This window comes from Streptomyces sp. NPDC089799, from assembly GCF_040684755.1.
GTDB lineage: Bacteria > Actinomycetota > Actinomycetes > Streptomycetales > Streptomycetaceae > Streptomyces.
In genome coordinates this window covers 31,482-51,558 of sequence record NZ_JBFBGR010000048.1, presented here as the reverse complement: position 1 = coordinate 51,558, position 20,077 = coordinate 31,482, and the positions used below count along the sequence as shown (strand labels likewise).

General features: G+C 74.1%; 17 protein-coding genes. 9 read left to right on the top strand and 8 right to left on the bottom strand.

Annotated features, from left to right (window positions below; all coding sequences use genetic code 11):
• The first annotated feature begins 151 nt into the window (after positions 1–151).
• From AB0O36_RS34045 to AB0O36_RS34035, 3 genes are all read left to right on the top strand, one after another.
• Positions 152–838 (top strand): hypothetical protein, encoded by a 687-nt coding sequence (locus AB0O36_RS34045; RefSeq protein WP_365117108.1) that lies wholly within the window; start codon positions 152–154, stop codon positions 836–838.
• 193 nt (positions 839–1,031) lie between these two features.
• Positions 1,032–1,550: a toxin-antitoxin system HicB family antitoxin gene (locus AB0O36_RS34040; protein WP_365117107.1), complete on the top strand. Its 519-nt coding sequence runs from the start codon at positions 1,032–1,034 to the stop codon at positions 1,548–1,550.
• A 138-nt stretch (positions 1,551–1,688) separates the two neighbouring features.
• Positions 1,689–2,525: a hypothetical protein gene (locus AB0O36_RS34035; RefSeq protein WP_365117105.1), complete on the top strand. Its 837-nt coding sequence runs from the start codon at positions 1,689–1,691 to the stop codon at positions 2,523–2,525.
• A gap of 140 nt (positions 2,526–2,665) precedes the next feature.
• Here AB0O36_RS34035 and AB0O36_RS34030 read toward each other — a convergent pair whose 3' ends face one another.
• Both AB0O36_RS34030 and AB0O36_RS34025 read right to left on the bottom strand, forming a co-directional pair.
• Positions 2,666–3,793 carry a glycosyltransferase gene (locus AB0O36_RS34030; protein ID WP_365117103.1) on the bottom strand — a complete coding sequence of 376 codons (1,128 nt, stop codon included), beginning with the start codon at positions 3,791–3,793 and terminating at the stop codon, positions 2,666–2,668.
• Complete coding sequence (locus AB0O36_RS34025; RefSeq protein ID WP_365117100.1) at positions 3,790–4,332, bottom strand: WcaF family extracellular polysaccharide biosynthesis acetyltransferase; 543 nt, start codon at positions 4,330–4,332, stop codon at positions 3,790–3,792. Before AB0O36_RS34025 ends, AB0O36_RS34030 begins: the two co-directional genes overlap by 4 nt.
• 143 nt (positions 4,333–4,475) lie before the next feature.
• On the opposite strand from AB0O36_RS34025, the gene AB0O36_RS34020 reads away from it, so the two are divergent.
• Positions 4,476–5,951 carry a hypothetical protein gene (locus AB0O36_RS34020; RefSeq protein WP_365117122.1) on the top strand — a complete coding sequence of 492 codons (1,476 nt, stop codon included), beginning with the start codon at positions 4,476–4,478 and terminating at the stop codon, positions 5,949–5,951.
• Between the two features lie 18 nt (positions 5,952–5,969).
• On the opposite strand, the gene AB0O36_RS34015 is transcribed toward AB0O36_RS34020, so the two are convergent.
• Genes AB0O36_RS34015 through AB0O36_RS34005 form a run of 3 tightly spaced genes read right to left on the bottom strand, consistent with a single transcriptional unit; the run spans position 5,970 to position 10,155 of the window.
• Entirely contained in the window at positions 5,970–7,202 is a 1,233-nt protein-coding gene (locus tag AB0O36_RS34015) for a hypothetical protein (protein WP_365117098.1), read from the bottom strand.
• Positions 7,199–8,953 (bottom strand): lipopolysaccharide biosynthesis protein, encoded by a 1,755-nt coding sequence (locus tag AB0O36_RS34010; RefSeq protein WP_365117096.1) that lies wholly within the window; start codon positions 8,951–8,953, stop codon positions 7,199–7,201. Before AB0O36_RS34010 ends, AB0O36_RS34015 begins: the two co-directional genes overlap by 4 nt.
• Positions 8,950–10,155: a glycosyltransferase family 4 protein gene (locus tag AB0O36_RS34005; protein ID WP_365117119.1), complete on the bottom strand. Its 1,206-nt coding sequence runs from the start codon at positions 10,153–10,155 to the stop codon at positions 8,950–8,952. The genes AB0O36_RS34010 and AB0O36_RS34005 overlap by 4 nt, the downstream gene beginning before the upstream one ends.
• Before the next feature lie 171 nt (positions 10,156–10,326).
• On the opposite strand from AB0O36_RS34005, the gene AB0O36_RS34000 reads away from it, so the two are divergent.
• A complete protein-coding gene (locus tag AB0O36_RS34000; RefSeq protein WP_365117093.1) occupies positions 10,327–10,809 on the top strand; it encodes an adenylyltransferase/cytidyltransferase family protein in 483 nt (160 codons plus the stop codon).
• On the opposite strand, the gene AB0O36_RS33995 is transcribed toward AB0O36_RS34000, so the two are convergent.
• Both AB0O36_RS33995 and AB0O36_RS33990 read right to left on the bottom strand, forming a co-directional pair.
• Positions 10,790–11,512: a CDP-alcohol phosphatidyltransferase family protein gene (locus tag AB0O36_RS33995; RefSeq protein WP_365117092.1), complete on the bottom strand. Its 723-nt coding sequence runs from the start codon at positions 11,510–11,512 to the stop codon at positions 10,790–10,792. The two genes, AB0O36_RS34000 and AB0O36_RS33995, sit on opposite strands and share 20 nt — an antisense overlap.
• A 53-nt stretch (positions 11,513–11,565) precedes the next feature.
• A complete protein-coding gene (locus AB0O36_RS33990) occupies positions 11,566–12,774 on the bottom strand; it encodes an MFS transporter (RefSeq protein ID WP_365117090.1) in 1,209 nt (402 codons plus the stop codon).
• Between the two features lie 69 nt (positions 12,775–12,843).
• Here AB0O36_RS33990 and AB0O36_RS33985 point away from each other — a divergent pair, with 69 nt between their 5' ends.
• Positions 12,844–13,356 (top strand): MarR family transcriptional regulator, encoded by a 513-nt coding sequence (locus tag AB0O36_RS33985; protein WP_365117087.1) that lies wholly within the window; start codon positions 12,844–12,846, stop codon positions 13,354–13,356.
• A 44-nt stretch (positions 13,357–13,400) separates the two neighbouring features.
• Here the strand turns inward: AB0O36_RS33985 and glgX are convergent, their stop codons facing one another.
• Entirely contained in the window at positions 13,401–15,641 is a 2,241-nt protein-coding gene (glgX, locus tag AB0O36_RS33980; RefSeq protein WP_365117085.1) for a glycogen debranching protein GlgX, read from the bottom strand.
• A gap of 172 nt (positions 15,642–15,813) precedes the next feature.
• Here glgX and AB0O36_RS33975 point away from each other — a divergent pair, with 172 nt between their 5' ends.
• The 3 genes from AB0O36_RS33975 (at position 15,814) to AB0O36_RS33965 (ending at position 19,937) form a co-directional block, all read left to right on the top strand.
• The gene (locus tag AB0O36_RS33975) at positions 15,814–17,070 is read left to right on the top strand and encodes an Ig-like domain-containing protein (RefSeq protein ID WP_365117083.1); all 1,257 of its coding nucleotides are present in this window, start codon (positions 15,814–15,816) and stop codon (positions 17,068–17,070) included.
• Between the two features lie 168 nt (positions 17,071–17,238).
• The gene (locus AB0O36_RS33970; protein ID WP_365117081.1) at positions 17,239–19,110 is read left to right on the top strand and encodes a choice-of-anchor A family protein; all 1,872 of its coding nucleotides are present in this window, start codon (positions 17,239–17,241) and stop codon (positions 19,108–19,110) included.
• 104 nt (positions 19,111–19,214) lie between these two features.
• The gene (locus AB0O36_RS33965) at positions 19,215–19,937 is read left to right on the top strand and encodes a L,D-transpeptidase family protein (RefSeq protein ID WP_365117078.1); all 723 of its coding nucleotides are present in this window, start codon (positions 19,215–19,217) and stop codon (positions 19,935–19,937) included.
• Positions 19,938–20,077 lie beyond the last annotated feature (140 nt).

The following is a 20,077-nucleotide window of genomic DNA, read 5'->3' as shown; positions in this document are numbered from 1 at the left end:
GTGGCCCATCGCTTCGACCTGGCGCCGCGTCATGGTTCCGGCGGCGGCGACCACGGCGGTGGTCCCGTCTCCGTACGCGGATGCTCAGCCTCTCGGCACACCTCGCCACACCTGCCCCACCCCGCCCCACCAGTAACACGGGAGCCCTGTGATGTACCGACGCCCGGCAGCGGCTGCTGTTCTGCTGGCCACCGTCCTGTCCCTGTCCCTCACCGCCTGCAGCTCGGGCGGGGACGAGCCGGCCGCGGAGGCGAAGCCGAAGCCTCCGGCCGCCTCCTCCGTCCCGGACCCGGCGGACTCCTCCGCCGCCCCGGCGGTGCCGACCCCGCCGGCGGCGAAGCCGACCGGTCCGGTGCTGCCGGACGCGAAGCTGACGCCGGCCACGGGTTCCTTCAAGGACAACGAGAAGAAGTACCTGAGCGGCCGGGTGCCGGAGAAGACGGACCCGGCGGCGGTGCTGCAGACCGGGCAGGATTCGTGCCAGCGCATCGAGCGCACGGCGAAGCGCGACAGGAACGCCGCGGTGGCGGCGATCGTCTCGGGCGAGATCGTGGGTGCCAAGGACGCGGTCACCTACCTCTGCCCGGAGCAGAAGCCGGTGCTGGCGGCGGCGGAGAAGGGCTTCGGGGACGGCACCCGCAAGTCCCCGGCGGCCGGCACCTACCGTGCGGCGACCCCGACCGCGTCGTGCTCCTGGCAGGCGAAGTCGGCGAACGGCGCGGTCCTGGCCTCCGGCCCCGACACGGGTGCCAAGCCGGGCGCCCCGGTCACGGCGAAGATCCCGGCGGGCACCGCCGAGTTCGTCTCGGCCGGCTGCTACGCCTGGCTCCCGGCCTGACCTGACCACACCGAAGCCCCCCGCCCCACCGGGCCGGGGGGCTTCGGCGTCCGCGCACCCGGGTCCCGTGCGGAGCGCGGAAAGCACCAGCGGACCCGCACTCGTCAACGGCGCCATATCGAGGTGCCACTGCGGCGCCAGCGTGGCGCCAGCAAGGCTTGCATATGGCGCCACTCCCGTGCCATCATGGCTCATGGACCTCACCCCCTACGTCGACCACCTCCGCCAGGAGCTCGCCGTCGCCGCGAACGCCGGCGGGGACGAAGCCCGGGCCCTCGCGGAGCGGCTCACCGCCCCGCTGGAGTCCGCCGCCCGGCTCACCCTCCTGAACGCCCTCTCGGCCGCCATGGTCGAGGTCACCCGGGAACTGGCGCCAGGCTCGGTCGACGTACGGCTGCGGGGCCTGGACCCCGAGTTCGTCGTCACCGCCCCGCCGCCCGGCACGGGGGCCGAGAGCGCCCCGCCCGCCGCGCCGGCCCCGCCGCCGGTGCCGGTCGTACCCGCCGACGCCGAGGACGGCACCACCGCCCGCATCAACTTCCGGCTCCCCGCCCACCTCAAGGCCCGGGTCGAGGAGGCCGCCGCCGCGGAAGGCCTCTCCGTCAACGCCTGGCTGGTACGGGCCGCCGCCACCGCCCTGCAGCCCGCGGCCCCGGCCGCACCCGCCCGCTTCCGCCGGGGCGAACAGGGCTTCACCGGCTGGGTCCGCTGACCTGCGGGGCCGGCCCGGCGCCCGCGGCGGCGCACGCGTGACACCGGCGGCCCGGCCGCAGAAGCACCCGCGAGCGCACCCCGCAGCTGCGGCCGCCGCCCACTGCCCACCCCACCGAGCCCAAAGGACGGCACGGCCATGCCTTCTTTCGCCACGCCCGACGCCATCACCGCCACCGTCGACATCGAGGTCGGCTCGATCCGGATCACCGCGGGCAAGCGCCCGGAGACCGTGGTCACGGTGAACCCCGGCAGGCCCGGCAGCGACGCCGACGTACGCGCCGCCGAGGCCACCCGGGTCTCGTTCGCCGGGGGAGTCCTCACCGTCCGCGGTCCCGGCAAGCGCGTCCTGTTCGGCCGCTCGCCCTCCCTGGAGGTGGCCGTCGAACTGCCCGCCGGCTCCCACGTCGACGCGGTGACCGCCGTCGGCGACATCGTCACCGCCGGCCCGCTCGGCGACTGCCGGCTGAAGACCGCCTCCGGCGACCTCCGGGTCGAGGCGGCCCACCACGTCAACCTCCGCAACGAGCACGGCGACATCCGCGTCGGCGAGGTCGGCGGCGACGCCGACATCACCGGCTCGGGCCGGACCGAGGTCGCGAGCATCGCCGGCCGCGCCCTCGTCGGCAACGGGAACGGCGAGACCCTGCTCGGCGCCGTCGACGGAGAGCTGCGCGCCAAGTCCTCCAACGGCCCGATCACCGTCGGCACCGCCGGGGCGGGCGTCGAGGCCCGCTCCTCCAACGGCGCGATCCGGATCGGGGAGGTCGCGCGCGGCCGGGTGGTCCTGGAGACCGGCGTCGGCGAGGTGGAGGTCGGCATCCGCCGGGCCACCGCGGCCTGGCTCGACGCCCACACCGACTTCGGGGCCCTGCACAACGACCTGGGTGCCACCGCCGGTCCCGCCGCCACCGACGAGACCGCGGAGATCCGGATCCGCAGCGGCTACGGCGACATCCTCATCCGCCGCGCCTGACCCGCCGCGCCTGACCCGCCGCGCCTGACCCGCCGCGTCTGACGGGCCGCCTGACCCGTCGTCGGCCGAGGCCGGGCCGTCAGATGCAGGCGGTCCCGATCAGTCGGCCCCGACCAGGGTGCCCGACAAGTCGGCCCCGATCAGGCGTTCCCGCCCCGCCCCAGCCCCCCGTACACGGACAGCAGCGTGTCCAGCACCGCGTCCATCGAGAACGACTCGGCCGCCAGCTTCCGCGCGGCCAGCGACGCCGCCCGGTTCGCCTCCGGGTCCAGCAGGTCCAGGACCGCCCCGGCGACCCCCTCGGGTCCCGGGGTGACGGCGTGACCGGCGCCCGCCTCCGCGATGTCCCGGGCCAGGCCGTTGGAGTGGGTCACCACCGCGGGCACGCCCACCGACAGCGCCTCCAGCACCGACATCGGGAACGGCTCGTCCACCGACGGCAGCACGTACACGTGCGCCCGGCGCAGCTCCCGCAGCACGTTCCGCCCGCTCAGCGGCCCCGGTACGGACACCCGGTCCGCCACGCCCAGTTCCGCGATCCTGCGCAGGACGGCGGCCTGCTCGCCCTCGTCCGGGCCGGCCACCGTGAACTCGGCGTCCGGGTGCGCGCGGAGGATCTCCGGCACCGCGTCCACGAAGTCCACCGGCCGCTTGCGGGCCTGCAGCCGCGCCGCGTACAGGATCCGCGGCGGACCCGCCGGCGGCGGCCGCTCCTCCTGCGCGGGGGTGCCGTTGACCAGCCGGACCGCCTGCGGCAGCGCCCCGCCGACCACGGCCTCCAGCCCCTGCTTCTCGTGCCCGGTCAGGTACAGCACCGCGCCCGCCCCGCGCAGCAGCCGGCGGACCGCCAGCGCGTCCAGCACCTTCGCCAGGGCCTTGCCGCTCGGGTCCACCATGCCGTGGGTCTGCAGTACCAGCGGCCGCCCTGCCCGCAGGGCCGCCAGTGCCACCGGAAGGGTCACCAGGTCGCGGGCCAGGTGCACGTGCACCACGTCCGCGTCCCGCACCAGCCGCCCCGCCCTCGCCAGCAGCGCGGGGGAGGTCATCCCGGAGAAGCCCAGCGGCAGCAGCCGGCGGGCCGGGAACAGCGTGGCCGGGACACCCTCCACATCGGTGGGCCAGGGGTCGCCGAAGCCTTCGCCGAGCGCCAGCAGGCGGGCCTCGTGGCCGCGTTCGCGCAGCCCCTTGGACAGGTTCAGAGCCACCCGCACCGGGCCGCCGAAAGCATTCTGCGGCGAGTGCAGGGTGACCGCGTGCAGCACTCTCACTTGGGCTCCTCCACCGGCCGGCGGGAGCCGTCCGCGGTCTGCAGGGTCAGCTCGGGCAGGTCCTTGTGGACGACGGCCCCGGCGCCCGCGACCGCGTGCCGGCCGATCGTCACCCCGGCCAGCACGGTCGCCCGTACGGCCACCCAGGCACCGTCCTCGACGGTGACCGGGCCGTTGCGGTAGCGGAAGTCGGCGGCGCGGTGGTCGTGCGAGCCGGCGCAGAGCACGGCCTCCTGCGAGACGCACACGTGGGCGCCTATGGTCACCGGCTCCAGGTTCAGCAGCCAGGCGCCCTCGCCGATCCAGCTGTGGTCGCCGACCGTCAGCTTCCACGGCCACAGCACGCGCACCTTGTGGCGGATGAACACGCCCTCGCCGATCTTCGCCCCGAAGGCGCGCAGCAGGGCGACGCGCAGCCGGGCCGGGCAGAACCAGGCCATGAAGACCGTGTTCATCACGGCGAACCACAGCGCCTGCGTGACGAACCCGCGTCCCTTGTCGTAACCGGCCAGCGTGAAGGCCGTCAGATCGCGCGGCACTGGCCCCCCTTCGAGCTCGGCCCCCGGGCGGCGCCTCCCCGGGCGCCGCCCGCTCAGACTAGACTGCGCCCGGACATCGCACAGGGGTGGGGGCAGGCACGGTGGCAACGGACATACGCAAGCCGCCGCCGCCGCGCGCCCCGGTGCCGGTGCCGCAGGAGGACCCCTCCCAGTGGGGCCCGCCCACCACCCCGCGCACCCTGCTCTCCCGCGCGCTGTCGGTGCCGCTCGCCCTGGGCTTCACCGTCTTCCTGCCGCTGTTCGTGGCCGTGCAGCCCGGCGCCGGCCTCGACGACGCCGCGTTCTGGCTGCAGCTCGCGCTCACCATGTACGCGGGCGGCCGGCTCTCCGCGATGGTCCTCACCAGCCGCCGCAAGCTGCTGCAGGGCTCCTTCTGGCTGTTCGTCTACATGGCGATGGGCGTGGCCCCGCTGGCCCAGGCGGTGCTCGGGCAGGTCCCGACCCCCGTGGTCGGCCCGCGTTCCGACCTCGCGTGGGCCGTCGCCCTGGTGCTGATCGGCTGCATCGCCTTCGACGTGGGCGTGCTGCTGGCCCGGCACCGGCCGGCCGGCGGGGTGTTCGGCACGCGCAGGGAACCGCGGCCGGTGATGGCGCACCGCCGCCGCCTCCAGCTGCTCACCGTCCTGGCCTTCCTGTGCAGCGGCGTGTTCATCATGAAGCTGGGCGGCCCGGCCGTCTTCTTCAGCAGCCGCCAGGAGATCATCGCGGGCATCGAGGAGGCGGGCGTCTCCAACGGCGACAGCCAGGCCGGGCAGGCGTTCCTGCGCGGCTTCGGCACCGTCCCGGCGCTGCTCGCCTGGCTGCTCTACACCCGGTGGCTGGTCACCTCCGTCTACGCCCGCCGCAAGCCGGTGATCATCGCCACCTGGGCGGCGCTGTGCATGCTCAACCTGATCGTCAACAACCCCATCTCGAACCCCCGCTACTGGTTCCTGACGGTCATGTTCGCGATGCTCTTCACCGTCTTCCCGGTGAGCGCGGCGATGTACCGGGTGGCACTCTCCATGGCCGTGGTGATCGCCCTCCTCGTCTTCCCGTTCGCGGACCGCTTCCGGTACGACGAGAAGAACTACAAGCCGGTCGAGACGACGTCCTTCCTGGAGCCGATGGCCCTGAAGGACTACGACCAGATCGGCATGTTCGCCAACACCATCACCTACGTCGACTCCGGCCCCGGCCACCTCTACGGCCGCCAGCTCGCGGGCTCCGTCTTCTTCGCGGTGCCGCGCTCGGTCTGGCCGGACAAGCCGCGGGACACCGGCGTGATGGTCGGCCAGTGGATGGGCACGGTCAACACCAACCTCTCCTCCCCGATCTGGGCGGAGCTGTGGATCGACTTCGGCGGTTTCGGCATGACCGCCGGCCTGACGGCCATGGGCTACGCCGCCGCCCGGGTGGACCGCCGCTACGCGAAACGCGCCAGACGCAGCACCCCGTCGGGCTCGCTGATCTCGGTGGTCGTCCCCCTGGTCGCGGGCTACTCCTTCATCCTGCTGCGCGGACCCCTCCTCCAGGCCTCGGGCCGCGTCGCCATCGCCGCCCTGTGCCTCGCCCTGGTGGCGACGTACCGCACGGACAAGAACAAGACGCTCCGCTGACCCCGTGGGGCGGGCACCTCACACCGGGTCCGGCAGGGCCCTCCCGGCCTCGGCCGGAGCGGGTGAGAGGCGGCTGACGCGCCACCAGGCGGCCGTGGCCTTCAGGGCCGAGCCCAGGGCCAGGCCCCAGGCGGCGCCCTGGGCGCCCCAGGCGGCGTAGCCCGCCAGCAGGAAGGCCACCGAGAGCAGCGAGAACACGACCTGCACCGAGAGGGTGGCCTTGGGGTCCAGGACGCGCAGGGTCAGCAGGGCGCAGGTACCCAGGGCCATCACCGCGTACTGGGTGCCGGTGGCGGGGAGCAGGGCGGCGGCCGCCGGCCAGGTCTCGCCCAGGAGTTCGCGGCCCCAGGAGTCGGGGAGGGCATAGAGGCCCGCGGCCACCGTGGCCGCCAGCGCCGCCAGGGCCAGGCCCAGCGTCAGGGTCGCCCGTACGACGGCCCGCTTGCCCGCGAGGCGGTTCAGGAAGGGCGGGGCGAAGGCGTTCGCCGAGTTGAACAGGACGTTCAGCGGGCCGAAGAGGGTGGTCGCGCCGCGCAGGGCACCCACCGCGAGGGGGGTGGCGAAGGCACCCAGACCGAGGACGGCCACCTGGCTGGAGCCCTGGCCCACCGCGTACTCCACGACGAAGCGCTGCCCGAGGTGCCCCCGGCGCAGGTAGGGGGCCAGGTCCGTGCGCGCCCCCCGTACGTACGGCCGCAGCAGGACCAGGCCGAGGAGGAGCGCGGGGACCGCCGACAGGCCCCAGACCCGGACCAGTTCCGCGGCCGAGGTCCCGGACGGGAGGGACAGCAGGGCCGCGACCACGCAGGCCAGGCGGAGGGTGTCCGCCGCGAGGGCCCGCTGCGGGGTGCGCAGGGCCGAGAAGCAGTAGCGGAGGCCGTCCTGGAGCAGGACCAGGGGGAGGACCATGCCGAGGGCCTCGAAGGCCCCGCCCGTCGCACCGGGGAGCAGCGCGCCGGCGCAGGCCAGGGCGATGCCGGCCGCGAACGACGCGAGGGCGCTGAACGCGACCGCCGAGCGGCAGACCGTGCCGAGGCGCTCCTCCGCCTTCTCCAGGACGACCGTCTGGCCGACGTACGCCATGTTCAGGCCCAGCAGGACGGTGAAGGTGACGTAGACCATCGAGAAGGCGGCGAAGCCCGACGCCGAGGACAGGCGGGCCGCCAGCACCAGCACCAGGATGTTGGTGGCGCTGGACGCCGCCTGGTCCAGGACCGAGGCGAGGGCCGCGATACCGCGACGTCCGCTCACCGCCGGCCCGTGCGGACCGTCCGCAGCGCCACCGTGTCGGTGCCGTCACCCGGGATGTGCTGCTCGGGGGGCAGGGTCTGCCGCGGACGCGGAGCCGGGGCCGGTGCCGGGGCAGGAGTGGCCGCGGGGGCGTTGCCGGGAGTCCGCTTGCCGCGGCGGGTACCGCCGCCGCTCTTCTTCTCGCCCGGCTGCGGACCGTGCAGCACCGCGCCCAGGACGGTGCCGCCCGCGCCGGTGATGAGCTCGCGGATCCGGGCCAGGTCGGTGCGGTGCACCGCCCGCGGGTCGGCGACCACCAGGACGCCGTCCACCCGGTCGACGAGCGCGAGGGCGTCCGCGTACGAGAGGACCGGCGGGGCGAGCACGACCACCGTGGAGTTGGGGGAGTCGGCCTCGGAGATCAGGCGGGAGGCGCGCGCGGAGGTGAGCGCGCGGGCCACGTTGCGGACCCGGTCGCCGGGGATCAGGTCGAAGGAACCGGACTCGCCGGCGTCCACGACCAGCTGGCGGCCTTCCGGCCAGTCCGACTCGCCCTGCCCGGCCGCGTTCTGGCCCGGCCCGCCCGGCATCTGGCTCCACCGGGTACGGCCGCCCGCGTCGGTGGGCAGCTGGCTGGCCAGCACCGGCGTGCGCAGGTCGGCCTCGATCAGCAGGACGTCCTTGCCGGTCTCCGCGAAGGAGGCGGCCAGGTTCACGGCGACCGCGGCGGCGATCTCGCTGCTGCCGCGCGGGGCCACCACGAGCAGGCGGCGCCGGTCGGCGAAGCGGGAGTCGTAGGCGAGGCGGAAGGCCACCGAGCGGAACTCCTCCGCCAGCCGCGGGTCTTCCTCACCGGCCGCCAGCAGCGGCCCGCCGGCGCTCTTGTCCCGCGGCAGCGAGCCCAGGACGGGTGCCCGCAGGGCCCGCGAGACGTCGCCGTCGGAGCGCGGCGCCGGGTCGAAGACCAGCCGCACCCAGGCCGCGAGCAGGCCGAGCGCCAGGCCCACGGCCGCGCCCAGGGCCAGCGACATGGGCAGGCCGGGGCCGTCGGAGGAGGACGGCGGGGTGGCCTTGGTGGTGATCCGGCCCGGGGTCATGTCCAGGGCGTCCAGCTTGGAGATCTGCCCGTTGAACTGGCCGACCTTGCTCTGCAGGTCGGTCTTCTGGGAGGCGGCGGCATCGCGGGCGGCACCGGCCGGCATCCTGGCGATGTCCCTGGCCAGCTCGTCGAGCTGCTTGGCGATCGGGTCGCGCTGCTTCTCGTAGCTCTTGACCATCTTGTCGCGGGTGGCGTCCAGCGACTCCTGGCGCCTCGACAGGTACGCCTCCGTCATCGCGTTGGCGCGCTTGGCGGCTTCCCGCGGGTTGTCGGAGGTGTAGGTGAAGCGCAGCACCATGGACTGCGGCGGGTTGGTCACCTGCAGCCCGGTGCGCAGCGCCGGGATCGCGGAGTCCGCGATGCCCAGCTTCTTCGCCGCCTCCTCGGCGATGGAGCGGCTGAGCGCCGTCTGCCGCTCCGAGCCGATGTTCACCGTCTTGTCCGCCGCGATGGACGGGTTGAACGGGTCGTCGGTCGGCGTGCGGAGCACCACGTCCGCGGTCGCCACATAGGTGTCGGCCGAGGACACGCCGAGGTAGACACCGCCCAGCAGGCCGATGCCGACTCCGGCGCCCAGCAGCCTGCGGTAGCGCAGCAGCTGCTTGAACTGGTCCCGCAGGAGGTCCGGCTCGTCTTCGGCCGCTATCGCCACCGGGCGGTGTTTGTCGTTCACGGCCGGGTTCCCCCCAGTGCTTCGTCGATCAGTGCGTCGATGCGGGCCAGGCCCGCCTCACGGCTCAGGTGCGCCGCCACGTGGCGGGGGCCGGCCGAACCCAGCGCGTCCGCGCCCTCCGGGTCCTCGGCCAGCGACCGTACGGCCTTCAGCAGCGCGTTCGGGTCCTCCGGCGGTACGAGCACGCCGGCACCCGAACGCTCCACCTCCTGCGCGGTGCCGCCCTCGGCCGCCACGGAGGCGACGACCGGCCGGCCGGCCGCGAAGTAGGAGGTGAGTTTCGACGGCACGCTCATGTCCAGCACAGCCGCGTGCTGCGTGACCGCGAGCACGTCCGCCGCCGCGAGGATATCGGGGAAGTCCGCGTCTCCCGCAGGGGGGATGATGTCGAGGTTCGGAACGTCGGCCGACATCCGTGCGAGTGCGGCCCGCTGGCTCCCGTCGCCCATCAGGACGTACCGGACGGCGGGGTCGAGGCGGGCGGCGTTCACCAGGACCTCCAGTCCCTGCTTCAGCCCCATGTTCCCCGAGTGCAGGACGACCGTCTGGCCGGGCGCCCAGCCCAGGTGGCGGCGGGTCTCGCCGCGCGGTTTGGTGGGGGAGGGGACGTGCGACCAGTTCGGCACCAGGCGGATCCTCGCCGGGTCCACGCCCATGCCGACCACCCGGTCGACGAAGGTCTCGTGGATCACGCCGACCAGGGTGGCCCGCTTCAGCGCGTACGCCTCCGCGCGCCCGGCGATCGCCGCGGCCTTGTCGCCGCCGCTGATGCCGCTCTGCGCCGCGGCCGCGCCCATCAGGTCCTGGACCACCGGGACGTACGGGACCTTCCAGCGCGCGGCCATCCGGGCGGCCAGCACCCCGCCGGCCAGGCTGGGCATCTGGGCGAGGATCGCGTCGGGCCTCGGGATCCGCGGCGGGGCCACGGCCCCGTGCAGCAGGATCGATCCTTCGAACATGGCCCGCTTCACCGCGGTCTGCCGCGCCGGGACGGTGTGCGCACGCCGGTGCACGGTGACCCCAGCGCGCTGTTCCGTGCGCCGGAGCGCCCCCTTGTACTCCGGCTCCAGCGACCAGGAGGGGTAGTGCGGCATGCCCGCCAACACGTGCGTCTCATGGCCTGAATTCGCCCAGTGTTCGGCGATTTGCGTGGCGTACGGACCGATGCCCGCGTGCTCGGGAGCGTAATTGGTGGAAACCAGCAGCAGGCGCCGGTGACCGGATGCGGACACTGACAGTCCCCTTCCCCCTGATCGATGCGCACGCCACCCTAATCGTTCATCCGCACGAGGCGGAACGTGCACGCTATTGTCTGCTAATCCACCGCACCGGGGGGTGCGGTCGCTGGGGGGTAACAGATGACGGAGCAGGACATGTCCGAACTTGGCGCGCCCGCGCGCAGGCCCTATCGCGTGGGGTACGCGCCGGGTGCCTACGATCTGTTCCACATCGGACACCTCAACATCCTCCGCCATGCCCGGAGTCAGTGCGACTACCTGGTGGCCGGAGTGGTCTCCGACGAGATGGCCGAACTGGCCAAGGGCCGCCGCCCGATGATCCCGCTGGTCGAGCGGCTGGAGATCGTCCGCAGCGTCAAGTACGTCGACGCCGCCTTCGTCGAGACGGTGCCTGACAAGGTCGAGACCTGGAAGCAGGTCCGCTTCGACGTCATCTTCAAGGGCGACGACTGGCGGGGCACGCCCAAGGGCGACAAGCTGGAGGCCGACTTCGCCGCCGTCGGCGTGGACGTCGTCTACTTCCCCTACACCGTGCACACGTCCAGCACCCAGCTGCGCCGGGCACTGGACGCGCTCGCCGAGCCGCTCCCGGAGACCCTCACCGCCGAACGGCGCTGAGCTCCCGGAACCACTTCGCCAGGAACGCCAGCAGGAACAGCGCCGCCACCGCGCCCAGTACCGCGTAGGCCAGGGCGAACAGCTCCCCGCCGCCGAGCAGCAGGAACACCAGGCAGAACACGCCGTAGTCCACCGGCAGCAGTGCCACCGCGCGCAGCGTCGAGGGAGCGGCGGCGGGATCCCCCGGCGCGGGCTTCGGCTTCAGCTTCTCGGTCAGCAGTCCGCCGAAGAAGGTGACCACGGCCGCGAACTGGAAGCCGAGCGGCACCAGGAGCCAGCCGTCGGCCTCCGTCCCGTACGCGTCGGGGAAGCGGTAGAAGGCGATCAGCACACAGGTGTGCAGCGCGGTCAGCTTGGCGGCGTCCACCACGTGGTCGAGCCACTCGCCCGCCGCGCTGCCCCCGCCGCGCAGCCGGGCCAGCTGCCCGTCCGCCGAGTCGAAGGCGAAGCCGACGGCCAGCGCGGCCCATACCGCCGCGCCCAGCGCCCAGGAGGGCGCGGCCAGCGCGACCGCGGCCACCGCGGCGAAGCTGAAGGCGGCGCTGACCAGCGTCACCTGGTTCGGCGTGAGTCCCAGGGCGTACGAGCCGGCGGCCAGGTACCGCCCGGCCGGCCGGTTGACGAACCGGGAGTAGAGCGACACCCCCTTCGCCGACTTCTGCGCCCCGCGCAGTTCCCGCAGCGCGGTCCCCACACTCGCCATCCGGTCACACCCCTTGCACTTCTCGTCCCCGCCACGTTCCCCGGTCGCACACATCATCGCAGGGCGAATGTGTGCTCCCGTGCCGGATGTTCCCGCACGTCCGGAAGCAGCAGCACGCCCAGATTGGCGGCGGCCACCAGCACCGCGGCCACCAGCAGCGGGCCGGTGGTCCCGGCGACGGCGGCGAGCGGGGCCGCCGCGGCGAGCCCCAGCGGCCGTGCGGCGAAGGAGATGAGGGTGTCGAAGGAGCCGACCCGGCCGAGCGCCCCGGCGGGCACCCGCTGCTGGATGACGGTCTCCCAGAGCGGGCTGAGGAGTCCCACTCCGCCCAGGCCCAGGAAGTACGCGGCCGCCACCACCGGGGTCGGCAGGCGCAGTCCGAGCGCGGCGAGCGGGAGGCCGAAGGCGGCCGAGGTGACGGCCACCCAGACCAGCGGCCGCCGCACCGGCAGTCGTCCGGCCGCCCAGGCCCCGGCGAGCATGCCCACGGTTCCGGCCTGGGCCACGACCACCCAGGCGGCCTCGCCGCCCAGGGACTCCACGGCGATCAGCGGGCCGAGGGTGAGCAGCAGGCCGGCCGCCAGGTGCCAGACGCCGTGGCCCAGCACGTTCGCGAGGAACCAGGGGTGCCGCCGGGTCTCGGCCCAGCCCTCGCGCAGCTCGGCGGCGAAGCCGGGGCGGCCGCCGGGCGCCGGCGCCGGGCGCGGGGTGCGCAGGCCGCCGAGGGTGACGGCGGAGCAGACGAACAGCGCTCCGGTCAGCAGCGAGGACCAGCCGGCCCCGATGCCCATCATCAGCGCGCCCGCGGCTCCCGGCCCGGCGACCGAGGCCAGCCCCTGGGCCACCATCAGCCGGGAGTTGGCCCGCAGCCGTTCGGGTCCGGCGACCACGGCGGCCACCAGCGTCCGGGCCGCGGGGGTGCCGAAGGCCACCGCGGCGCCGGTCACGGCGGACAGCGCGGCCAGCGCGGGCACGCGGACCGGCCCGGTCAGCAGGAGTGCGCCGATGGCGAGTTGGGCGGCGGCCCGGACGAGGTCGGCGGCGAGCACCACCCGCCGGGCGGAGAAGCGGTCGGCGGCCACACCGGCCACCGGCAGCAGCACCAGCATCGGGACCATCTCGCAGGCCAGGACGAGGCCGAGGTCTCCGGCCGAGCCGGTGCCGACCACGGCGAGGGTGAGCGTGGTGGGGATGAGGGCGGTGGCGAAGGCGGCGAAGGTACGGCCGGCGAGCAGCCGCCACAGGTGGGAGGTCGGTGTCACCGGGCGAAGATATTTCGCTGACGAATCATTCGTCAACGAAATATCTTGGGGTGACGCGATAATGCCGGGATGAGCGAGCAAGGCAGCGGGACCGGGACCGAGGACTCCGTCGACCGGCACATCGCGCGATGGCGCGGCAAGGTGCCGTTCGACGTGCCCACGGAGGAGGTCATCACCCGCATCCAGCTGCTGGCCAAGCACGTGCAGCGGGCCAAGGAGCGCGCCCTGTCCGAGACCGGGCTCCAGCCCTTCGAGTTCGAGACCCTGCACCGGCTCGCCTCGCGCGGCGCACCCTGGCGGGCCGCGCCCTCCGAGCTCGCCGCCGAACTGCTGCTGTCCCCGGCGGGGGTGACCGGCCGCCTGGACACCCTGGAGAACTCCGGGCTGGTCCGCCGGCTCAGGGCGGCCGACGACCGCCGGCGGGTGGACGTCGAACTGACGGAGGAGGGCCGCGCGCGGTGGCTCGCCGCGATGCGGCTGCGCGGCCTCGCCGAAGTCGCCATGCTCGAACCCTTCGCCCCCGCCGAGACCGCCGCCCTCGCAGCCCTCCTGAAGCGGATGCTCCTCCACGTCGAGACATAGGCCGTGTCTTTCGGATCATGCCGGGCCCGCACGGCGGCGCGGCCTCAGCCGGCCACCCGCAGCAGGAGGACCGCGCGCGCCGGGACGGTGATGGTCTGCCCGCCCCGGCAGTCCGCCTCCGGCGCCGTCGCCTGCTCCTCGCGGGACGTGTCCAGCACCACCTCGTACGCGGAAGCCCACGGCGGGCCCGGGAGGACCCAGGACACCGGCCGGTCGCCGGCGTGCAGCAGCGCCAGGAAGCTGTCGTCCGTCACCTGCCGGCCCCGCTCGTCCCGCCCCGGAATGTCCCGCCCCGACAGGTACAGCCCCAGCGAGGCCGCCGGCGCGTACCAGTCCCGCTCCGTCATCTCCGCCCCCGCCGGGGTGAACCAGGCCAGGTCCCGCAGCCCGTCCGCACCCTGCGGCCGGCCCGAGAAGAACGCCCGCCGCCGCAGCACCGGATGCCTCCGCCGCAGCGCCAGCACCCGCCGCGTCAGCGCGAACAGGTTCTGCCAGCCCGGGTCCGACAGCAGCGACCAGTCCACCCAGCCGGTCTCGTTGTCCTGGCAGTACGCGTTGTTGTTGCCGCCCTGGGTGCGCCCGAACTCGTCCCCCGCCACCAGCATCGGCACCCCGGTGGACAGCAGCAGCGTCGTCACCAGGTTCCGCAGCTGCCGCCGGCGCAGCGCCGCGATCCGGACGTCGTCCGTCTCGCCCTCCGCCCCGCAGTTCCACGACCGGTTGTCGTTCGTCCCGTCCCGGTTGCCCTCCCCGTTGCCCTCGTTGTGCTTCCGCTCGTACGACACCAGGTCCCGCAGGGTGAACCCGTCGTGGGCGGTCACGAAGTTCACCGAGGCGTACGGCCGCCTGCCGCCCCACGCGTACAGGTCGCTGGACCCCGACAGCCGGTACCCCAGGTCCCGTACGTCGGGCAGTGCACCACGCCAGAAGTCCCGCACCGCGTCCCGGTAGCGGTCGTTCCATTCCGTCCACAGCGGCGGGAACGCGCCCACCTGGTAGCCGCCCGAGCCCACGTCCCACGGCTCGGCGATCAGCTTCACCCGGCGCAGCACCGGGTCCTGGGCGATGACGGCCAGGAACGGCGAGAGCATGTCCACGTCGTGCATGGAGCGGGCCAGGGCCGCCGCCAGGTCGAAGCGGAAGCCGTCCACCCCCATCTCCGTCACCCAGTACCGCAGCGAGTCCGTGATCAGCCGGAGCACGTGCGGCCGGCCCGCGTGCAGGGTGTTCCCGCAGCCCGTGTAGTCGGCGTACCGCCGCTGGTCGTGCTGGAGCCGGTAGTAGCCGCGGTTGTCGACGCCGCGCAGCGACAGCGTGGGCCCGAGCTCGCCGGCCTCCGCGGTGTGGTTGTAGACCACGTCCAGGATCACCTCGATCCCGGCCGCGTGCAGCGCCCGCACCATCCGCTTGAACTCGCCGACCTGCTGCCCGGCCGTCCCGCTGGAGGAGTACCCGGCGTGCGGGGCGAAGTAGCCGATCGAGTTGTAGCCCCAGTAGTTGCGCAGGCCCCGCCGCAGCAGGTGGTCCTCGTGCGCGAACTGGTGCACCGGCAGCAGCTCCACCGCCGTCACCCCGAGCCGCGTCAGGTGCTCGACCGCCGCCGGGTGCGCCAGCCCCGCGTAGGTGCCGCGCAGCTCCGGCGGCACCTCCGGGTGCCGCATGGTGAACCCGCGCACGTGCAGCTCGTAGATGACCGAGTCCGCCCAGGGGGTCTTCGGCCGCACGTCGTCCGCCCAGTCGTCGTCATCGTGGACCACCACCCCCTTCGGCACGAACGGCGCGGAGTCCCGGTCGTCCCGGACGGTGTCCGCGATGTACTGCTGGGGCCAGTCCCGGACGTGCCCGTAGACCTCCGGCGGCAGCGTGAAGTCCCCGTCCACGGCCCGCGCGTACGGGTCCAGCAGCAGCTTCGCCGGGTTGTACCGGGCGCCCGTCCACGGGTCCCAGCGGCCGTGCACCCGGAACCCGTACCGCCGGCCCGGCAGCACCCCCGGCACGAAGCCGTGCCAGATCTCGTGGGTCAGCTCGGTCAGCGCGCACCGGGTCTCGCCGCCCCGGTCGTCGAACAGGCACAGCTCCACCGCCTCGGCGCCCTGCGCCCACAGGGCGAAGTTCGTGCCCGCGACCCCGTCCGGGCCCGCCCGGTACCGCGCCCCCAGCGGATGCGAGGACCCCGGCCACACCGGCGGCCCCGGGCGCGCGGACGCCCGTACGGATCCGTTCACCCGGGGTGCGGGCGCCATGTGACCGCCCTCCACCACCTCTTTTTCTGCTGCGCTGGACACCTGCCCGCCTCCACGGCTGTCGGAGGCCGGGCGGGGGAGGGTGTGCGGCCCCGGCGTCCCGGTCGGGGCCCGCCCCCATCTGGTCCTCCCCACTGTTCTGCCCGGACCGCGCTGCCAGGAACGTGGGCCACGCCCACGTTTCCCCCGGCGGGCCCCCGTCGTTGGGAGGATCGTGAGACTTGTGACGTCCGGGCGGGCGAGGCGGGCAGCGGCGGCCGTGGCCGGCGTGGTGGTGTGGGCGGGGCTGCTGGGGGGACTTTCCGGCTGCACCGCGGACGGCGGATCCCCGGTGGAGGTGGCGCTCCCGGGCAAACCCCGGTCCCCGGAGGAAGCCATCCGGATCACTCCGGAGGACAACGCGAAGGCCGTCCCGGCCGACGGCCCGCTGAGCGTGTCCGTCCCCGAGGGCAGACTGGAACGCGTGGTGGTGACCAAGGTGGAGGATGCCCAGGAGGAGAAGGTCCCCGGGACGATCGCCCCCGACGGCCTCAGCTGGAGCCCCGACGCGGAGCACGGGAAGCTCGCGCTGGCCGCCAAGTACACCGTGGACGCGGTGGCCGTCGACGGGCACGACCGCCGCCAGGCCCGGCACACCACCTTCACCACCTACGTGCCCGAGGAGCGCTTCATCGGCTACTTCAAGCCGGAGAACCGCTCCACCGTCGGCACCGGGATGATCGTCTCCTTCCGGTTCAGCAAGTCCATCAAGAACCGCGCCGACGTCGAACGCGCCGTCTCGGTCACCGCCAAGCCGGCGGTGGAGGTCTCCGGCCACTGGTTCGGCGGCGACCGCCTGGACTTCCGGCCCAAGGAGTACTGGAAGCCCGGGACCGAGGTCACCGTCGCCATCAGGCTGCGCGACGTCGAGGGCGCCCCCGGCTCGTACGGGATCCAGGACAAGACCGTCCGCTTCACCGTGGGCCGGCACCAGGTCTCCACGGTGGACGCCGAGGAGCACACCATGACCGTCCGGCGGGACGGCGAGGTCCTCTCCACCCTCCCGGTCACCGCCGGCTCCCCGAAGTCCCCCACCTACAACGGCAAGATGGTGGTCACAGAGATGTTCGACGTCACCCGCATGAACGGGGCGACCGTCGGCTTCACGGCCGAGGACGGCAAGGGCGAGTACGACATCCCCGACGTGCCGCACGCCGTACGGCTCACCAGCTCCGGCACCTTCCTGCACGGCAACTACTGGGCCCACCCCAGCACCTTCGGCTCCGCCAACACAAGCCACGGCTGCGTGGGCCTGCGCGACGACAAGGGCGGCGGCTCCGACACCCCGGCCGGCTGGTTCTTCGACCGGACCCTCGTCGGGGACGTGGTCGAGGTCGTCAACTCCGAGGACAAGACCGTCGCTCCGGACAACGGGCTGGGCGGCTGGAACATGTCCTGGGTGCACTGGATCGCCGGCTCCGCGATCGCCTGAGGGCGGGACGAGGGCGGGACGAGGGTCGGGCGAGGGTCGGGCGAGGGTGACATGAGGGTGATTGGTGTGACCGGTTTGCCGTAACGGGGGAGTGTCCGCTCCCGTCCCGCGCCCCGGTGTGCCCAGCCTGTCAGGGCGCCACCGACGGCGGGAAACGGACGGAGTGTCATGACAGTCAGGACAGCCGGGGGACGTCGCACGACACCCTCCAGGGCGTGGCCGCTCGGCCTCGCGCTCACCGCGGTGCTCGCCGCGGCGGCCCCCGCCCTCGCGGCGGCCCCGGTCGGCACGGCCGACGGCCCCGGCCCGGCCGCCACCGCCGCCCGGGCCGCCGCCCCGCAGGCCGCGCCGGCGGCGCTGCGGGCCCCGCTGCCCGACGGACTGGGCCCCTGCGTGCCGGGCTCCTGCCCGCCGTTCTGGCCGGAGCCGAACAACCTCCCGTACACCGGCCGGGACAACGCCGTCAACGTCTTCGTCGGGGACGACTTCAACGTGCGCCGGGGCGCGGCCGAGGCCGAGGGCCGGGTCGTCGTGCTCGGCGACTTCGACATGGAGAAGCTGGGCTCCCCGACCACCAGCGACGTCTACAACATCGGCATCGCCGGCGTCGGCTCCCGCGTACCGCCGGAGAACGGCACCGACTTCCTCACGGTCGGCGGCAGCATCCGGGTCGCCACGGGCCAGCGCCTGCTCGCCGACGGCGGGGTGGTCCGCTACGCGGGCACCCTCACCGGCACGGTCACCGGCGCCCTCACCCAGGACCCCGGCGCCGCCCTCCCCTACGCCGGGATCCGCGCCCGGCTCACCGCGGCCGGCAAGTGCTACGCGCGCGTCGACGGGCAGCCCCGGCCGGCCACCGGCACCGTCGCGGTCAGCCCCACCGAGGCCCTGTTCACCGGAGACGGCAGCTCCCCGCTCCAGGTGTTCAACGTCCCCGCCGGAACCAACCTGGCCACCGCCGCCGGCGGGCAGGTGTTCGCCCGGTTCACCGGCATCCCGGACGGCGCCACCGTGCTGGTCAACGTGCTGGGCGACGACCCCCTCGTCTCGTTCAGCAACGGCAGCTACCCGGCCGGGCTGCGCCACCGGCTGCTGTGGAACTTCCCCGACGCCGGCACCGTACGGCTGCACGGCTCCGGCACGCTCGAAGGTTCCACCCTGGTCGCCGAGCCGTCCTCCGAGACCTCCGTCCAGCTGCCCGGCGTCAACGGCCGCTTCTTCACCGCGGGCGACCTCACCCACACCGGGCCGAGCACGACCGGCGGGTTCGGCCAGGAGTTCCACGCCTACCCCTTCACCGGCAGCCTGCCCGACTGCGGGACCGAGCCGCCCGAGCCGGTCGAGGGCTCGCTGTGGGTCGCCAAGACCGACGAGGAGTCCGGGGCCGCGCTGGCCGGCGCCCGCTTCCAGCTGTGGCGGGAGACCAACGGCACCGCCGGCCTGCAGACCGACGGCGCCACCCCCGACGAGGTGGTCTCCGCCGAATGCGTCACCGCCGACGACGGCCGCTGCGGCGCCACCGTGCCCCCGGGCACCTACTACTGGCGCGAGACCCAGGCCCCCGACGGGTACGAGCCCCCCGCCTCCCCGGTCAGCGAGGCGGTCGTCCTCACCGCCGACAACGCCGCCCAGGGCGTCACCACGACCGTCCGCAACACGCGCGAGGAGGAGTACGAGGGCTCGATCCGCGTGCTGAAGAAGGACGCCAAGACCAAGCGGCCGCTGCGCGGCGCGGTCTTCGAGGTGTGGCGGGAGACCAACGGCACCGCGGGCCTCCAGACCCTCGGCATCAACCCCGACCGCCGCATCGGCGAGGGCTGCGCCACCGACTCCGCCGGGGTGTGCGAGTTCGGCCCGCTCTCCGCCGGCCGGTACTACCTGTGGGAGACCGACGTCCCCGAGGCGTACGTGGTCCCCGACAAGGACGTGCACGGGCCGCTCACCCTGGACGCCTCCACCCCGGGCCACCGCGTCGAGGTCACGGTGTTCAACAAGCGGGACGACCACGGCAAGGACCCGTCGTCCTCCACGGAGGACTGACCCGCCCGCCCGGCCCCGCCCCGGGTGCTCCGATGTGATGACCCGCTCACCGCATCGGAGCACCCGGGCGCGCCCCGGCCATCCCGGCGGGGTTCGCTGGGTCCATGACGCACCGACAGCGCGCCGGCCGCCCGGCGGCGGGTCTCACCCTGGCCCTGACGCTCGCCCTGACCGGACTGGCAGGGGTGACGGGACCGCAGGCCCTGGCCGCGGCCCCGCCGGCCGCCGCCGCGGACCCCTGCACCGCGCGCACCGGGCCCTACCAGCGGGAGCTGGAGGCCCATCTCGGCCGCAAGGTCGACGGGGTGCAGTCCCCGGGGGACTGCGCGGCCGTACGGGAGTTCCAGAAGGCCAACGGACTCACCCCCGCCGACGGCTACCCGGACATCGCGACCTACCGCACCATGCTCGTCGTACAGGCCCGCCCCAACCCGAACAAGGCCGGCAAGTGCCCGGTCCGGAACCACCGGGTGACCTGCATCGACATGGACCGTCAGCTGCTGTGGGTGCAGCGCGGGTCCAAGGTGGTCTTCGCGCCCGTGCCGATCCGCAGCGGCCGGGACGACCAGGAGACCCGGCCCGGCTGGCACGAGATCTACTGGCGGAACAAGGACCACGTCTCCACCCTGTACGGCACCCCCATGCCCTACGCCCAGTTCTTCGACGGCGGCCAGGCCGTCCACGGGGCGTACGGCGACCTCTTCGCGTACGGCGGCTCGGCCGGCTGCGTCAACATGTACCCCTCGGACGCGGCCCGGCTCTGGGACCTGCTGACCGAGGGCGACGCGGTCTACGTGTGGGGCACCAAGCCCGGCACGGACGGCTGACCGCACGCCGGTCCCCGGGCTCCTGCCCCGGGCTCCTGCCCCGGGCCCTCCGGGGGAGCGTCCCCCGAGGTCAGCCCGGTGGGGACGCTGTCCCAGTTGGGACGGAACGGTGACACATCCGTAGCTCTTCGTCATCTTCC